We start from the raw sequence: 17,108 nt of genomic DNA, 5'->3' as shown, positions 1-17,108 counted from the left end.
CAACGGGAGATTAAATATTGTAGAGTTTAATCCCTCCTAGCACCCATCGATATAATAGCGGGATGTAATACAAACTAATAAAGGTTCCCATGAACATGCCAAATATCACTGTGATGGCAAGTGGCTGTTGTAATTCTGAACCCAAATCCTGTGAGAAGAAAAACGGGACTAGCGCCAATATTGTAGTGAGGCTCGTCATCAGGATTGGTTTAAGTCTTCTTTCACCACCTATGGAAATAGCTTCGTCGATAGTATATCCAGACTTACGAAGTTTATTGATTGTATCCAGTTTCAGAATAGAGTCATTGACTATAATACCACTCATGACTACAATACCAATCAAAGACATAATGTTTAAAGAAGTGCAGGTAAGATAAAGACCTAGAAAGCAAGCCATTAAAGTCATTGGAACTTCCGTCAAGATAATTAATGGAAGCCATGTAGATTCGAATTGCACTGTGAGGATAAAATAAAGAAACACAAGAGCTATAATCAGTACTATTGTAAATTCTTTTATCAAAACTCGGTTTTTCAGAAGAGAACCAGTAAAGAACAAGTTCACTGAATTATATGGAGCCACTAACTGAGAAAATTCATTCATGTGAAAAGCCAATTCTCGTTCAGAAATATGAAAAGAATAAGGGTAGTAAATACGGTCTCTATTAGCATAAATATGCTTAAAAGTCTTCGCTGAAGTTACACTTATAACCTGAGTAAGTGGAAATTCATGACCATCTACATTTTGGACTTTCGCACTTTTAAGCATCTTGCCAAATTCATTCTTTTCCATTGAAGTCTTGATTTTGACTAGTCGTTGTGAAGACTTGAGTTCACCGAGTTGATAATCATTCAAAATGGTTTGTAATACATTTATTACCGTCTTTGACTCTATGTTATAACGCAGCAAATTCTCGTGTACAAGTGAAATATTAACAATAGATTCAGTAGGCTGGGGCAACATTTCAGGGAAGGTTCTTCTAAGGAATTGCTCTAAGGAATCCACTACATTCAATGAATTCCGAGGAGAAGAATTAAGTGATAGTTGAACTGTTAAGGGCGGCTCGCTTGTAGTAAATAAACGCTCGTAAGCATTTTCAGGATTGGAAAATTTAATTGAAGCCCTTGGATAATTACATTGCACGTGTTCTAGTATCACTTTCCTAGCGAAACCTAGCTCAGCTTCCGTGGCGGCTTTAATGTAAATTATTGCTTCATTGGTGGACTGGGCAGATTTGCTATTGGATAGAATAAATTGTTGTTTCCCCAACAAACTGTTGCTTTCTTGAATCCAATCTTGCGCAACTTTAAGAAGTCTTTTTGTGCGCTCCTGGTTTTCATCTATATGAATATTCTCATTCCAATCGACAATTAACTCTGTGTCCAGTTCAGTAAGCTCCGGAAAAATTCTTTTTTCAAGCAGGAAGTACAGAGGAAGTGTGCCAATGAGATTGAAGATCATGATCAGTAGCATTATTCTTGGGTGCCGACTTGCCCAATTAAATCCTGACTTATAGAGTCTTGATAAATCAAATGGTCTAAGTGAAATTGTAGCATTCAATTGATTTAATAGTTGGCTACTAAACAGCCAATTAAAATAAACGGGAATTATTGAAATAGATACTAACAGTGATGAAGAGAGTCCTATAGTTACTGCTAGGGCTTGATCCTTAAAAAGGGCTCCTGATATGCCACTCAAAAATACTAATGGTAGAAAAACTGCACAGGTTGTTAGTACAGAACTCAGTAGAGGACGAAATATCTCAGTAGAACCTTTCTCACAAGCATCCATCAAAGAATCGCCTCGATTTAAACGTTGACTAATATTATCAATCACGATGATTGAATTGTCTATCATCATACCCACGCCTAGAAGAAGTCCCGAGAGCGAAATGATATTAACTGAAAGATTGACCAATTGAAAAATTAATAAGCTTACAATGACGGATAAAGGTATTGACAAACCTACAAGTAAAGGAGCCCGAACATCACTAAGAAATAAGAACATGACGACAAAAGCCAGCATTGCTCCGACGAATAAGCTTTGTTTAAGCGCAGCGATGGTCACCAAAAGTAATCGTGACTGATCACGTGTGTAATCAAAATTAAGTTTGGGGTACTCAAATTCCAGTTGGCTGATTACCTGCTTTACCCCTTTAGCCATTTTCTCTACCTGGGCATCGGACTTCTTAATAATGTTTAAAGCTATTGCTCTCTTTCCATTGGAAAAATATTGACCCATCTCCTTTTCAGGGGTAATAGACAGGCTTGCAAGTTCATCAAGTTGGAATATCCTATCCTGAATTTTTATTTTGATATCCGCTAAATCATCAATACTTCTTAAACCAGTCCCAATTTTCACGTGATACTGGTAATGACCTTCGCGCATAAGAATGTTCCCTATTTCCCTATTGTTGGCTTTAATTATTTGCGCCACATACTCCATTTCTAGCTTTAATTGTGAAACCTTGGCGGAATCAAATGTTACATGAATCTCCGGAATGTTAAAACCAGAAATATCTACAAAAGCTACTTCGGGAATCTGTTCTATACGACGTTTCAGCACCATTTCAGTAAATTCACTTAATTCAAGAAATTCCTGTGGTGTAAACGCAATTGATTTTCTTGAAACATTTAGTGTAAATACTGGAATGTCTAAGGCGCTGGCTTTGATTACTTTAGGACGTTGAAGCTCCTCTGGCAGAAACCTCATCGCGAGATCTACCTTTTCATTTATCTCGATTGACGCCTGAGAAATATTACTACCATAAAGAAAGCGTAGGGTAATTGTACCTTGCCCATTTTGAGATACAGAACTAATTTCATCCAAGTTTAGTGTTTGTTGCAATTCATGTCTAAGCGGATGAAGAACTAGCTGTTCCATCTGTTCAGCAGTGTAATTTTCATGATTCGATTGCACAATAATTTCCGGGATATCGACATCTGGCATCAAGGATACTGGTAATTGTTGACTTGCCAATATCCCTATAACTATAACCATGATGCATACCATCGAGGTCCCTATTGGCCGCTTAATTAAGAATGCCACCATCCTTAGATAGATAAAATAACAAAGTTGGCTAACCTATGGGAATTAGTCATTTGAAATATTTTTCACTTTCGATTCGTGAGCTAAATTCAGGCTACCTGCAACAATCACCAATTCTCCCTCTGAGAGTCCACTTTTAATCGTATGCTGCTTTACATTTTCGAAGCCTGTTTCAACATAATTCCAGTAAGCAATACTATCTTCTCTCAGCGTAAAAACTACTTTACGTCCCTCACGCAGGACTAGTGCATCTTTGGGAATAACTAGCTGATCTGGTACTTGATGCTGAACTAACACAGTGACATGTAAACCTTGCATTAGTAGTTCATTTCGGTCATCGATGGTGGCCTTTACTTTAATCAAACCATTATTATCAACTATAGGATTGATCTCAGAAAGTGTGCCATAATATCTTCCGTTTACTGCAAAAGGTTTCACCTGAATCTTCATCCCTATTTCCAGAAGGGCCAACTCAGCCTCTGTAACTGAAAAGACAACTTCAAATTTACTATCATCTATTAACAGGCATAAATCTTCACCCGCACGTAATTGATCGTAACGTTTAGTTGATAGATTCGCAATTTTTCCTGAAAATGGTGCAGTTATACGAGTCTTCCTGAGTTCATGGTATGATTCTTCAACATTGACCAATGCATCACTGTAACCACTTTTCACTTTGAAATTTCTAAGTAGGTGTGGATCCATATCAATTGTATCGATCAAGGGGACTCCGTAATTAACTAATTGATCTTCGAGTTCGATAGAAGCTTGTGCCAATGCCAGTTGATTCTTTTTGAGCTTTAGAAGAATCTCTTCATCTTCCAGAATAGCAATTGTACTTCCCTGTTTCACATGTAGACCATTATGTACATTTAGCTTCTTCAATTGACCATCTATTGTGGGTTTGATAAGCGACTTTCGAGATGCTTCAAGAAATCCATTACTTATTACTTCCCGGTAAAAATTCCTTCTCACTAAAGTATCAACTTTAACTTCTGGCAAATAGGCCAGATAGTTACGTTTCATGACTTTAGTTTCCTGATTAAGTACAGGCCCATTACAGGAAAGTAAGATATTAGTCATTGCCAATAAGAATAACAGTTTCTTTTTCATTTTCTAAACCTTCGGTCTTGATTAGTTCTCTGCAACCGTCCATTTCCAATGGAAATATTTTAATAACACGATTGAAATTTATAAGATTGATGAGTATATGTGTTTTCCAGAGTCATTTTGTCGTATCGTTTAAAGAGTCTATTACTACATATACCGATTATTAAGTGTTTAAATCGAAGTTGATAAAAATCGAACATACAATAAACCTGATATTACACTTAAGCCATTTTTTGTATGCTTCGCTATTTTATCTTTAGTAAATATCAATTAATGTAACTATCTTTCGCACACCTTAATTGACAACTTTGACAAGGTTAGGTAAAACAATTATTCAATTAAAATTATAATTATGAAAAAGAAAATTCTTTTCGGATTTGCCACATTAACCATGGTGGCGATTATGTCATTAAATTACAACATGGGGGCGCAATCTAAAGATCAATTTAACACAGTTAACTTGTTTCAACTGAAAGAAGCCTCTGCCGCTATCTGTCAAGAGATGGCGACTGGCATGGATGTGTGTTGCGAATTTGGTGCAGGAGGTTGCAACAATGGACTTAGTTCTAGATATCAAGATGGTCCTTATTATTATAATTGATAAAATATCTACCCATTTTTGATTTCTTTTTAGCATCCAAGATTGAACTTCATGAAAAAACAGTCTTGGATGTTTAACATTCAACAACTATTGATTTAGCCTCGAACGAAATATGACTAAAGACTCTCTCTTCATATTATTTTTTTTGATTTCATGCATCTTTATTCTTGAAGCTTGCCAAGATGCAAATATCGAAACGGCCGAAACCGCAGAGGAATTTTTGGAAGCATTTGAACAAGAAATTAATCTTGAAAGTGAAATATTCATTGACGACACTGTTAGTCTACTTCGACCTTTTTACTTTAGGTTATTAGAGAATTATTTCGTGTTCATCGATCAAAATGATGCACATCATGGCTCAATTTATGACCCCAAGTCGAAAGAAATTATATGCCGAATTTTACAAAATGGAAAAGGTCCGAATGAGTACGTGAATCCAAAAATTCATGTTTTGGAGGATAAGCTTGTTGTAATAGATGAAGCGAACATACCAAAACTGCATTATTTCTCAAAAGAAGGTCTATTATCCTGTAAAAACGAACCAGATACTACTATTTTACTGAAAAGGCCTAAATCTGATGACCAAATTTCGAATTTTTTCACTTTGGATCGAGAGAAAATAATAGCTACTGGCAGCTTTAGTCAAGGCCGGTATCATTACTTCAACGAAAGCGGAAATTTTGAAAATTCGTTTGGTGAATACCCTTATGTTCAATCTCAAGTAGAATATGACAACCGTCACTTAGGTTTTATATTTGAGGGTCGTGAATCTCTTCAATTCAGCAGTAAACTATCTAAACTAGCTTCAATCTCACGCTCTACCCTATCGCTATTTGATTACAACTCTACGACAAAAATATTCGAACAAAGTTTAATGCTGAACTGGCACACACCTATAATTAAAGAAGCAACGTATAAGGACGGAAAACCTTATGTGATCAGAATAGGCAATGGAGCGATTGTAGGGGCAGGTAATTTGGCTGCAAATGATGACTTCTTATTTTTCCCATTTTGTAAAGACGAATTTCGCGAAATGTCGCGTCAAGGAATAAGGGACTTCTACAATTACATTTTAGTGATGAATTGGGAAGGAGAACCTGTTGCTAGACTGAAACTGGATAAACGAATTCAGTTTCCTTTAGAGATAGATGAATCCGGGAGACACTTGTATTCTACGCATGTAGATTTGGAAAAAGGTTTCACACAAATTCTTGAATTTGATATCGGTTTCTTATCTGATGAGAAATTATGAAAAGAGATCTATCAAGTTTTCCAGTACCGCTTCTTCTCATTGCAATTTCTATATTGTTAGGTTCTTGTCAATATGAGTCACGAAAGGACAAAGTGAGAACTGAAATCCGTATCAAAACAATCGATTTGATGCAACATGCAGTAGTACCATATTTACCAAACGCTGATCTTACTTTACCTAAAACTGAAAATTCCTTTAAGATAGTGACGTATGGGGATCTCTACTGCCATCCATGCTGGAAAAGTATTTGGCCCTGGAGGTCACATATCTTAAGTTTTGATACTTTGGATAATGTAAGCTTTTTTTGCTACGTAGGTGCAACAAAAGAGGATTTCAAGTTAGCTAATATAGAAGTTGGTTTTGAATTCCCAGTATTTCTAGATACACGAGACAGATTTCGCATCGTAAATGAATTAGGTAATGAACCTCAAGAACTGACCTTTTTACTTGACAATCAAAATCGTGTACTTCTCACTGGTCCACCATTCACGGCAGAGATGAAAAAGAAATACCTGGATATCATCCAGAATTGAGTTAAATGTAATCGGATTCAAAACCTTTCCTTTCAACGAGATAAAAATTCTAGTGAGTTCTACAATTTTCGAGACATGTACCATCGGATAATTTCGACAATAAGTAAAATTGACAGAAACCAATGGGTCAACTTACTGAAGTTAGGGCTTATTTGTACTCTTTTCATGAGTTCAATTGTTTTGATGCCTGAACTGAAGTACGGAGTTAGAAATGGGAAGCTGTTCTATTTCCTTTTTGCCACTATCCTCGTACTGGCCATCAATGTAATGCTTAATCTGAGATTGTCGCATAAAAAGTTGTTCAAACTTAATCGTACGGACATTCTTATAACCGCTTTTTTTTCTTTTTTGGTTCTAAGACAAGCTTTTGAATCTATTCCTGAGATTAGCTCTCCAGATTTCTTGCAATGGGTACTTATGGCTGCTGTTTATGGATTGATTAGATCATCTTTTTCGCCTGGAAGTATGATCAACACAAATACCATAATAATAGTTATATTATTTTCTGGTATTTATCAATGCATAAATGGATTGGGAGAATTATATGGATATAAAGAAAGTTATCATCCAGTATTTGCGGTTACTGGATCCTTTTTCAATCCAGGTCCCTTTGCCGGATTTTTGGCTACAATATTTCCAGTTGCTTTAATTGTTATCAAAAAACTAAACGGTAAACAATTCATTCAAGTTGGAATACGCTACTTGGGAATAATAACACTACTCCTCATTTTGATTATAATCCCTTCAACTCAAAGCAGAGCCTCCTGGCTCGCGATAGTAATAAGTACGTTCTTGAGTTATACATTGATCTACAGAGTTCCAACAATATTTAATTTTTATTTTCGCACCAAAACCAAAAGAATACTTAGTACCATAATAGTCATAATATTGACCGGTGCAATAAGTTTTGGGTTGTTTCAGTGGAAAAAGGATTCTGCAATGGGTCGTATTCTTACTTGGGAAGTTAGTTTAAAGTTAATTGCGAACAATCCATTAATTGGAGTTGGATTTGGTCAGTACAACGCGGCATTTGGTAGTGAACAGGCCAATTTATTTCGTTTCGAAGCGGATAACTGGCAAAAAGCTCAGGTGGCTGGTAAAGGCGAATATGCTTTTAACGAATGGTTAGCAATTGGAGTCGAACAAGGGGTTTTAGGCTTATTTTTATTTACCGGGATATTAGTATCAGCTTTGTTTGCATTCAGAAATTTTCGAACCTACACTCCACGAGATATTCTTTCAATTGCGGCATTATCGGGACTAGTCTCTATCGTGGTATTCTCATTGTTTTCATACCCTTTCTCCGTAACTCCTATTTTATTTTATTATTTTGTTTATATTGGAATAATATCAAGCCAAGATAACACTACAATAATCTCTTTTGAAATCACTCGGGGAATTAGATCAGTAGGGTCAATTATTTTACTAATTTTTCTTTTAGCAGCGCTATTTCAGACTCACACGTATTATCATGCTTATAGAGGTTGGAAAAGGGCTTCGGAGCTTAAGCTATACGGTAATTATGAGAGTAGTATAGTACTTTTTGATAAGCACTTTGATGTTTTGAAGGAAAATGGTGAGTTCTTGTTTGAGTATGGACAATCTTTAACCTTAGCTAATGACTATCGTGAAGGAATTCGAATATTGAAACTAGCATCTTTGCATGCTTCAGATCCATATTTGTATAATTCTTTAGGCAACTGTTATCAAGAATTGAAGGAATACGACAATGCAAGGGCTGCCTATGAGCATGCATTTTACCTTGTTCCTCACAAGTTCTATCCGAGATATCTTTTAGCTAAACTCTATGAGGAAATGGGTGAACAAAAGAAAGCGGTAGAAACTGCGAAATTACTTTTAAAAATGAGAGAAAAGATTCCTTCATTAGCCATTGATGAGATGAAAATTGAAATGGAGGAATTAATTAATAAATATAAGTCAGAATAAGAATTGAGGAACTTGTTCCTATTCATCAAAAGGTTGTCATCGAGGGCAATTCATAACCTCAAAAAATCCAATTTACTTCAATGTTTTGAGAATTCTATTCCACCGAAAGGCTGACTTACCGCCATCCTCATTAGAAAATAAAATTAATACAGCTTTGCCTTCAATATTCTCCTCAGGAAGGGGACCCCAATATCTAGAATCAAAAGACCCATTTCGGTGATCACCCATAACGAAATAATAGTCTTTCTTGAAAGTATAATATTTGACAACTTCATCGCCCAAGTAGCACTCACCACTTTTCCAGCTCAACTCTTCTTTCAACCCCTCATGATGATTTATGACTTGTTGATACAATTGGAAATTATAGATATTCAAAGAGACAGTCCAAGATTTTTTGGGGATAATCAATGGTCCAAAGAAATCTTCTGACCATACTATCTCAGGATTTTCATCACCCCATGGGTATGTTCGAGGAATAGTATCTATCGGAATAAAATTTAATCGAACAGAATCGATACCCTCTAATTCAACTAGTTTTTCAGCATCAGATTTTGTAAGTATGGCATTTATCCTACCTTCTCGCTCATTATTTCCAAAAAAAACACCTTGTGAACTTTGAAATATGTCTTTCCCTAGTTGCGATTTATCGTATAGAACTGTATAGTTCCTCTTCACAGTCGATAAGTCTTCAATAAATCTACCATTCAAAAAGACTTGGCCTTCAAAAATCCGAAGCGTATCTCCTGGGATTGCTAGACACCTTTTAATATATTCAGTATTGTCGTAGGGGTGAGTAAAAATCATTATGTCGCCACGACTATATTGACTGTACCCAGACAATCTATGATAATTCCACCAATAACGTCGATTATTGTCATTACGCTTATTGGACGAATAATAATATAAAAGATCGACCCAGGGAATTTCGAACGGTGAACGAGGCAATTTAGGTCCGTAAGTCAATTTATTTAATAATAGTTTGTCTCCAGGGAGAATAGTATCTGCCATAGAATGACTGGGAACCACGTAAAACTCCATTATAAACACCCTAATCCAAATTGCAAGTAGTACTACTGCAATGATTTTCAATATGCTCAAAATGATAAAATGTCCTTTAAGGATTGTTACAATTTTTGGATAACCTAGACGCAGAAATAGGTATGTTATAAGAATCATCAAGGACAACCACCACAAACCAGTCAATAAGACTAAAGAAGAGATAGTAAGTGTAAAGAGAAATGATTTTTTCAAGTGCTTAGTTGAAAGAGGTTTTATATTCAGTATTAGGATATCCTGATAGTTGGATAAGAATTACAAAATATTGGTTTAAGTACTTAACTCAAGTCTCACCTAAAGACATTAACCCCATATCTGAATACCGTTTCGCATAAAAAACACCATTTCATCCTTACCTTCTGTGTGGTTTTTAAGTCTTAAAAGAGCATTTGTAGGAGCTTCGAAATCAATAAAATCCTCAGCAGCATATTTTTTACCCAATGAAATCCAGTGACCTTCTTTCCAATATAGAAGTTCATATTCATGCCCAGGCTCAACGAAATTGAACGAATTTCGAAATAAGTATTTAACTTTTGCTATTCTCACAGGAAGATCAAACCTCAGTCCAACCCACGAACTTGAATCTTCATTATTATAATTTGTACGAATATCTCCATCGAATGCGAACTCATAGTCTAATTTGGTATCCATAGACGAATGGATGACTTTACCATCTAGAATTTGATCCTGATCATCGAGAAAATTGAGTTCTGCTACGTTCATAGGTCCATTGACTGATACGTAGCGCACGAATTGATATTTTTTCTCCAATTTGATTAATGGATACTCCGCTCTATCTGGTAATTTTGTAATTTGATGAATTTTCAAGGCATCCGAAAAGTCACTTTTGTTGGCAACTTGAAAATAATCTCCAACCATCTTTCTAGCGAAGCGAGATTCAGCTACACCTCTTGGAAATTTTCTATATAAACGAACTTTTTCGAAATCGTTATTCGGCTCAAGTAGAATATTTTTCCCATTTTCATCAATATAAACAGGAGCATGAACAAATCGATATTCATCATCTTCATATAATGCAGGTAAATAAACCTTTTCAGTTCCCAAGTATTTAAAGGAAGCATCATCACCTTCAATCAAGGCCCAATCTACAGCTGACCAGCCAAGGTCACTAAAGAAGTCACATAGAAATAAGTAACCGTTGTGATTTAATTCGGTATCCAGACTAATTTCCAACGCTGCCGGATTGTCATGAAGCTCACCTGTTACATCTTTAATATTTGGATCTCTAAAAGCTGGAGGAATGCTACTGATGGGAATCGAATTTAACAATCTAAGATCCTCTTTATAAGAGTGCATAAAGAATTTTGAAGTCGTAGTAGATGGGCTTTTCCAATAATCTAAATAATAATTATAATCTTCGGCAGGGGGATACCTTACAGCACCGAACTGCAAGTAACGTCCATCGCTGTTTAACAGCACATTCCACTCTGTTCCATGTGCGTGAAAAACAGTACCTATCGGTATCCCCTGCGAACGCATGACATAGGCAATATAATTACTCTGATCTCTACAAGTACCCATTCGAATTTTATCGAGATCATCCCACCCCAAATCGGGGTATTCTCTAAAAGTCCAATAATTATTTTTCACCACAGCTGCATAATTGTAAATTGCCTGAGCTGCTTGTAAAGCACTTGTATTACTTGTACTTAGAGAATCTAATACTTGGTTGAAATTTTCATATACCTGATTCCTCCAATTTTGTAGTGGCTCGGTTAAATTCCTGTAAGGTAAAATATATTGACAAAATTGATCGAAACTAAGATGCTTCGCCCATGGACGTCTCCAAACTTCAAAAGAAGAATCAATGTTCTCTATCAATAGTTTCGAAGTTATAACCTTGATGTCTGGAATGATTGGTAACGAGTATGTTGAGAAGTTTCCATGCTTGGTTTTTAAGGTATCCCAAAAACTATCAACTATTGTATGCCCCTGTTGGCTAATAGATAAAGTGTCCCAAAACTTCGCAGGATTATCTACCACTGGATCCTGAGCGACATGCACGGAGTCAATGAATTTCAACAATGCTTTATGATCTCCAATCTTACTATGATCAAATGAATACTTACTCGTTATATTTTCTATGAGAAAATATGCAGCCCTTAACTTCAGGCTATCTTTCGGTGCAGAATAATGATCCAAAACGATTTGAATCTCTTTGGAGTTATCACCAGAAATTTTCATAACACCTTGGACATTTTCTGGAATCGAATTACATGAGTTTAAAATAAAAAATAGAATAATGATCGAAAACCTAGTCGCTCCCTTTTCTTTGTCGTAAATCATAATTTTCTTACTTCATTTAGTTCTTTCGGTGGACATCGCCTGGGGGATCAAATTCGATTGACCTCGGAGGAAAAAATAATTGAAAGGAGTTGCTTTATCTTAAAATACAAGTATATTAATTTTCTAAATTTCTATAGATAGAAAACAAGACATATCATAATGAAATTGATCTTAAGAAATTAAACTCGTTAATGGTTTAGCACTTCACATTCAATCATATATTGTGACATATTTTAAATCACAAAACTTCAGTTCTTCTATGTTTTTTAAAATAAAAAGGTGAGTTATATCTCGCTAATATCGAATTTAACTGTTATCAAAGATAATCATAATAAAATACTAAAAAGAATCTTTATCAGGTGAATCAGTCTGATCAAACTCATTTACCCATGTAGGAAGTGGTAATGGGCCTGAATCTGATCCTAAAAAAAAGCTTACTCTACCATTATTGGTATATGACTCATCATATAAATGTGAACCTATTAGAAAGTCGTCGATATTATCTCCATTTACATCACCCGCTCCAGAAATGTAAAATCCCATTTCTCCACCGCCTTGATTTCCTTCATTCTGCCAATCTGATAAAATGATCCTCTGTTCTGGGAATTCAAAAGTGTACAGAGAGTTATGGTTTGTAGCAGCAATGGCGATCTCGAATTCTCCGTTATCATCATTATCACCAATTTGATGAGAGACCTGACTAAAATTATGATTATTCGTGTTAGACAGTACTAGACTTATCTCATTTTCAAGCCCATTTGGGCCGCCATTGATAACATAAGCGTACTTATCTAAGTTACCAACCAATAAATCATCAAATCCATCACGATTCCAATCTCCAATTTTACCTAGCAGTGAGGAAATTCCATTCCACGGATATTCTGAATTTGGTACATCTTGAAGGCTCCAATTCGGTGAAGAATTTAGACTACTGGAATCTCCATATAGAACATGTAAACGATTGCTAGGATCTTGATAAGATATATCGTCAAAACCGTCTCCGTTCACATCACCTGAACCCATAACTTGAGCGTTTCCACTACTATGAATATTTGAGATTTCATGAAATGTACTTGTGCCGATTAAGCCTGAGCCCCCTAAGAAGACTTTGACGCTTTTTATGCCACCAGAAATTATATCGTCAAATCCATCACTATTTATATCACCAGCGTTAGCAAGCCATAGCCCTTGCCAATCTCCGCCAATTGATCCTGCTATTTTTGTGTTAGTTCCACTGTATCCAGTCGCAGATCCAAACCAAATATCAATAGCGCCCGTTTCGTTGAAAATTATATCTTCTCTGGGAGCAGTTGTAACAAAATCTCCGTAACCGTCTCCATTTAAATTTTCTACAAAAATTGATGACACACCTAAAAACTGTACATCTTGATGCCCATTTTTTCTAAAATGAGGTTTGAAATCATCAATTCCAGAACTGGATCCTAGATAGATAAAAAGTGCGCCATAATCTTTGTTATTATCCGGTGAACCATTGTCGCTACGAGGGGCACCGACTATGATATCATCGTATCCATAATTATTTATATCTCCTGCAGCAACCGACTGTCCGTAGGACGATTCTTCTTCGCTAAAACGGATGTCATCTTCCCATATAAATCCAGTTGTGGTTCCATGATAAAAATGTACATATCCGTTATTATTTGGACCCTGTAGGCGTTCTCCAATTATAAGATCAGTAAGACCATCTCCATTAAAATCACCTGTGTAAAAGTGTCGGGCGAATTGGCTCCCACTACCTGGAACAGATACTTTATGCTTTTGATATAGGGTGTCTTGGGCATTTAAAAAAAAGAACGTGAAAGTCAGTAAAGAGGAGAGTATTTTTCTCATATCTATCTTAAAATGCGGTCACAAACAATATACATAATATCGCATATATATGAAAACAGTACTTATAAAAATAATATTCTCTTAAATCAAGCCTTCGAAAAGGCCTATTAAGCGGCTCTTTGAGTGAATTTCTTTGTCAAAAGATTCCCAGTATAAATAAAGGTTTAGTGCTTCAAAATTCCACTAAGGTCATAGAAAGTGAATTTTAAGCTTGATTAATTGTCTGAGAATATCTGATACTCGGTCAAACATTATTAAAAAAAAGAACCATACATCAGTGCTCTCGAAGTATAAAGAATTGGATTACTGATTCTCGATTTGTTTTAATCTCTGACTTTCAACAGCCTCATTACTATTCTTAGAAGCTTTATGCACTTTACATTTTGTTTTGTGTCCATGTACGGCACCCATGGTTTCGAATTTTACACCACAAATGCATGTGAGTTCTTCATCAATTTTGGACTTAAAATTTCTTAACTCCTCTACTTCGTCTTGATTTTTTTTCGCTTGCTGTTGGTTTGCTGTTAGCTCTTCATTGGCAGCTGACAACTTCGACTCCATATCAGCAACGCTCTTTAAGTTTTCAGCTAAAACTTTTTCCTTCTCAGCTAGTAAACTATCAGATTCGGCAAGCCTTCTTGAAAGGTCAGCTAGTGTTTTACGAAGTTTGCTGACTAGCCCGTTAAACTTACTTCTCTTGATTAATTGAGTTTTGTACATATAGCTGAAATGGTGAACAGTGAAGGCGAATGTGCTACCATAAATGAACATCGTTAATCCTTTCTCGATTAGTTTCAAATATTCTTGTGTTGACTTATCAATGGTATAATTCACATCCCAGGCTTTTTTATAGACCTGATAAAAAACGGTAACGCCATCCCAGGATAACTCATTGATGAAAAACACACTAATGGCAAATATTAGTGCTTTGGAGTCACCAACTCCTATCAGCGCGATTACAATAAGGTCAAAAATGATTACTACGGAGTAAGCCTGCAGTTCATCCACCTTTGAACTGATCTTCATATAAAGGTCAGCACTATGCTCCAAGTTGTTGACCATGGCACCAATTATTATGATCAATAAAAATGTTCTGTACGTCCATATGTGATTTGTGAAAATATCCGATATGATCTCCTTGAATGTTCGATTATTGCTTTCCATCACCCTCATGCATTTTGAGTTGATAAAATTGAAGGTCCAACGTCCTTCAATAAGGAATTGGAAAAATTTGAATACAGATCAAGAAACCCAGAAAAGAGGCTCAAATCATTTGTGAAAAAGTTCGAGAATTCAGGCTTTCCCGCTACTAAGACAAAGGCTAACTTGAAAAGTTGGCCTTTTTTTGTTGTTTAAGTCTGTATTCGCAACCATCCCAAAAATTCAGATTATCAAAGCTCGTCAGGTTATGAGCCCGAAGGTCGGAGCCGGGTCGCCGGTGCGATTCGAGTCCTCCTCCCGCTACTAAGACAAAGGCTAACTTGAAAAGTTGGCCTTTTTTTGTTGTTTAAGTCTGTATTCGCAACCATCCCAAAAATTCAGATTATCAAAGCTCGTCAGGTTATGAGCCCGAAGGTCGGAGCCGGGTCGCCGGTGCGATTCGAGTCCTCCTCCCGCTACTATCACAGGACAAGTTTCAAATTTGAGGCTTGTCCTTTTTGGTTTTTTACAGTAACTCATTGATATTGAATAGTTTAATTGAAAAATTTCATTGACTCTTTGGGTTCGAGAAACCTTGTTTTTAAAGTCGAACAGTATTCCTTCAGGGAAGATCACGTTTTGCAATGCCTTTTTAAGTTGAAAACCGCTTTTAAGCCACAGAATCGACATATTTTGGGATATTCTTACACCCTTACTAATGATTTCTTGTAGGTTCGAGAACTCTGAAATTGAATTTTCAGAATCCTTCAATAATTGAGCCTTTTCTTGGTCCAATTCAGCCTTAAACAAATCATAGTCCTCTTTGCTAATTAGATCAAGAACCATGTATTTTCTCTTTAAGCTGGTTAGCCTGGAATCTATTTCAAGAACTCTCTTTTTAACCAACTCCTGTGATTCCACATCTACCTTATAGATGTCTTGAATTTTATCTCTGATGGCAAGGGCAAGAAGATCGGCATCAATGGCCTTGTCTAGCTCAATTTCCATTAGAAGGTCAACAAAGCTTTCATGAAGCTTTTCTGCTCTAATATTCTCTCTGCTACCCGTTCTATTATTCTTGTAATAGTATAACCCTTTTTTCCTCACACAATAGCCTGAGTAGGAAGTTCCACAATCGAGGCTTCGAACGAAATTGTTAAGTGGAAGATTTTCTTCATCATTGGAACTGTCATACCCCTTTTTATTCCGCTCTAAATCTCGGTTAATTTTAAGAAAATCTTTTTGCGAGACTAAAGTCTGATGATTCCCTTTCACAACTTTCTCACCAAGCATGTTATGGACAATGATTCCGCAATAAAATGGTTTTCGCCACATTCTACTTAGAGCTTGTTTGGTGAAATTGACTCCCTTCTCTCTAAGAAATATGAGTATTTCGGAATCTTTCGATCCAAGCGCCTTCTTCTTCCAAGCTTCCTTTAGTATTTTCCCTTCTCCATTTATGACAATTTTCTGCTCACCACTAATTTTAGTAGTATCCTTCACTCTTGGGCCAAAGTGATCATATCCACGTGGTACTCGTCCAAGCCAATTACCATTTTCAACGAAGCTAGTCATTCCTGGTACGGTCATTTCTAACCTCTCAATATTCTCCTCACGAGCTTTTAGAAGCCGTTCATATATTTCAAGCTTTCCCCGTTCGGTCAAAGTACTCTTTCCACTAGAAACTTCAATAAGGTGGACCCCTAATACTTCAATAAGCTCTGTTGCTAATGAGATAGCATGCCCACCTGTTCTGGAAAATCTACTCATCTTATACAGGAGTATGGCAAATGGCCGCCTCCTTGACCTTTTGACGCTCTCTATTAGACTTTTGAACTCTCGCCTGGTGAAGTCTCCTCGTGCACTCTCATAAGTCTCCCCAAAAGTCTTTGATAAGATATATTCATTCTTTACGCAATATTCAATGCCATACTTTTTCTGATTTTCAAGACTCTGGTTCACATATTGATCTTTGGAAGATACTCTTGTATAAAGCCATACATTCTTATTTAAGTCAATCTCATCCGACTTCTTATGTATGAATTTATCAAACTCTTTCAGGTGCTTCATAAATGATATGTTTTACAATGATTTCAGCTAATCGATCCAATTGACCAATTATGACTTCTGCTTCTTCATCCGATATATCTCTATATCTAGTCTTTTCTCTTACTTTTTCAATGGTTAATCTTCTTGTCTTTTTACTCTTTTTTGAATTAGACATTTCCACTCTGTCAATAGCACTCTCATGTGGATTACATCAAG

General features: G+C 36.2%; 12 protein-coding genes. 4 read left to right on the top strand and 8 right to left on the bottom strand.

Annotation, left to right across the window (positions count from 1 at the left end; translation table 11 throughout):
* Nucleotides 1-10 precede the first annotated feature (10 nt).
* The gene (locus tag R8G66_06400) at nt 11-3,049 is read right to left on the bottom strand and encodes an efflux RND transporter permease subunit (protein ID MDW3191973.1); all 3,039 of its coding nucleotides are present in this window, start codon (nt 3,047-3,049) and stop codon (nt 11-13) included.
* A gap of 42 nt (nt 3,050-3,091) precedes the next feature.
* The gene (locus tag R8G66_06395; protein MDW3191972.1) at nt 3,092-4,159 is read right to left on the bottom strand and encodes an efflux RND transporter periplasmic adaptor subunit; all 1,068 of its coding nucleotides are present in this window, start codon (nt 4,157-4,159) and stop codon (nt 3,092-3,094) included.
* Between the two features lie 349 nt (nt 4,160-4,508).
* Here R8G66_06395 and R8G66_06390 point away from each other — a divergent pair, with 349 nt between their 5' ends.
* The 4 genes from R8G66_06390 to R8G66_06375 all read left to right on the top strand — a co-directional run bounded on the left by R8G66_06390 (nt 4,509) and on the right by R8G66_06375 (nt 8,489).
* A complete protein-coding gene (locus tag R8G66_06390; GenBank protein MDW3191971.1) occupies nt 4,509-4,757 on the top strand; it encodes a hypothetical protein in 249 nt (82 codons plus the stop codon).
* Nucleotides 4,758-4,869: 112 nt separating this feature from the next.
* On the top strand, nt 4,870-6,009 hold the full coding sequence (locus R8G66_06385) for a BF3164 family lipoprotein (GenBank protein ID MDW3191970.1): 1,140 nt from the start codon (nt 4,870-4,872) through the stop codon (nt 6,007-6,009).
* Entirely contained in the window at nt 6,006-6,542 is a 537-nt protein-coding gene (locus R8G66_06380) for a hypothetical protein (protein ID MDW3191969.1), read from the top strand. Before R8G66_06385 ends, R8G66_06380 begins: the two co-directional genes overlap by 4 nt.
* A 183-nt stretch (nt 6,543-6,725) precedes the next feature.
* A complete protein-coding gene (locus R8G66_06375; protein MDW3191968.1) occupies nt 6,726-8,489 on the top strand; it encodes an O-antigen ligase family protein in 1,764 nt (587 codons plus the stop codon).
* 72 nt (nt 8,490-8,561) lie between these two features.
* Here R8G66_06375 and lepB read toward each other — a convergent pair whose 3' ends face one another.
* The 6 genes from lepB to R8G66_06345 all read right to left on the bottom strand — a co-directional run bounded on the left by lepB (nt 8,562) and on the right by R8G66_06345 (nt 17,067).
* Nucleotides 8,562-9,740 carry a signal peptidase I gene (gene lepB / locus R8G66_06370; protein ID MDW3191967.1) on the bottom strand — a complete coding sequence of 393 codons (1,179 nt, stop codon included), beginning with the start codon at nt 9,738-9,740 and terminating at the stop codon, nt 8,562-8,564.
* A 108-nt stretch (nt 9,741-9,848) separates the two neighbouring features.
* The gene (locus R8G66_06365; GenBank protein MDW3191966.1) at nt 9,849-11,852 is read right to left on the bottom strand and encodes a hypothetical protein; all 2,004 of its coding nucleotides are present in this window, start codon (nt 11,850-11,852) and stop codon (nt 9,849-9,851) included.
* Nucleotides 11,853-12,191: 339 nt separating this feature from the next.
* Complete coding sequence (locus R8G66_06360; GenBank protein MDW3191965.1) at nt 12,192-13,703, bottom strand: FG-GAP-like repeat-containing protein; 1,512 nt, start codon at nt 13,701-13,703, stop codon at nt 12,192-12,194.
* Nucleotides 13,704-14,006: 303 nt separating this feature from the next.
* Nucleotides 14,007-14,765 (bottom strand): hypothetical protein, encoded by a 759-nt coding sequence (locus R8G66_06355; GenBank protein ID MDW3191964.1) that lies wholly within the window; start codon nt 14,763-14,765, stop codon nt 14,007-14,009.
* A 414-nt stretch (nt 14,766-15,179) separates the two neighbouring features.
* Nucleotides 15,180-16,913: a recombinase family protein gene (locus R8G66_06350; GenBank protein MDW3191963.1), complete on the bottom strand. Its 1,734-nt coding sequence runs from the start codon at nt 16,911-16,913 to the stop codon at nt 15,180-15,182.
* The gene (locus R8G66_06345) at nt 16,891-17,067 is read right to left on the bottom strand and encodes a hypothetical protein (protein MDW3191962.1); all 177 of its coding nucleotides are present in this window, start codon (nt 17,065-17,067) and stop codon (nt 16,891-16,893) included. The genes R8G66_06350 and R8G66_06345 overlap by 23 nt, the downstream gene beginning before the upstream one ends.
* Between the last annotated feature and the right edge of the window lie 41 nt (nt 17,068-17,108).

This window comes from Cytophagales bacterium, from assembly GCA_033344775.1.
Classification (GTDB): Bacteria; Bacteroidota; Bacteroidia; order Cytophagales; family Cyclobacteriaceae; genus JAWPMT01.
The sequence above is the reverse complement of the archived record's forward strand: the minus strand, read 5'-3'. Positions and strand labels throughout refer to the sequence as shown.

Bases quoted from the DNA above. Each gene is read 5' to 3' on its own strand.
- R8G66_06355 (MDW3191964.1), bottom strand. From the start codon at position 14,765: ATGGTCAACAACTTGGAGCATAGTGCTGACCTTTATATGAAGATCAGT.
- R8G66_06385 (MDW3191970.1), top strand. From the start codon at position 4,870: ATGACTAAAGACTCTCTCTTCATATTATTTTTTTTGATTTCATGCATC.
- R8G66_06380 (MDW3191969.1), top strand. From the start codon at position 6,006: ATGAAAAGAGATCTATCAAGTTTTCCAGTACCGCTTCTTCTCATTGCA.
- R8G66_06375 (MDW3191968.1), top strand. From the start codon at position 6,726: ATGCCTGAACTGAAGTACGGAGTTAGAAATGGGAAGCTGTTCTATTTC.
- R8G66_06395 (MDW3191972.1), bottom strand. From the start codon at position 4,159: ATGAAAAAGAAACTGTTATTCTTATTGGCAATGACTAATATCTTACTT.
- R8G66_06400 (MDW3191973.1), bottom strand. From the start codon at position 3,049: ATGGTGGCATTCTTAATTAAGCGGCCAATAGGGACCTCGATGGTATGC.
- R8G66_06345 (MDW3191962.1), bottom strand. From the start codon at position 17,067: ATGTCTAATTCAAAAAAGAGTAAAAAGACAAGAAGATTAACCATTGAA.
- R8G66_06365 (MDW3191966.1), bottom strand. From the start codon at position 11,852: ATGATTTACGACAAAGAAAAGGGAGCGACTAGGTTTTCGATCATTATT.
- R8G66_06390 (MDW3191971.1), top strand. From the start codon at position 4,509: ATGAAAAAGAAAATTCTTTTCGGATTTGCCACATTAACCATGGTGGCG.
- R8G66_06360 (MDW3191965.1), bottom strand. From the start codon at position 13,703: ATGAGAAAAATACTCTCCTCTTTACTGACTTTCACGTTCTTTTTTTTA.
- R8G66_06350 (MDW3191963.1), bottom strand. From the start codon at position 16,913: ATGAAGCACCTGAAAGAGTTTGATAAATTCATACATAAGAAGTCGGAT.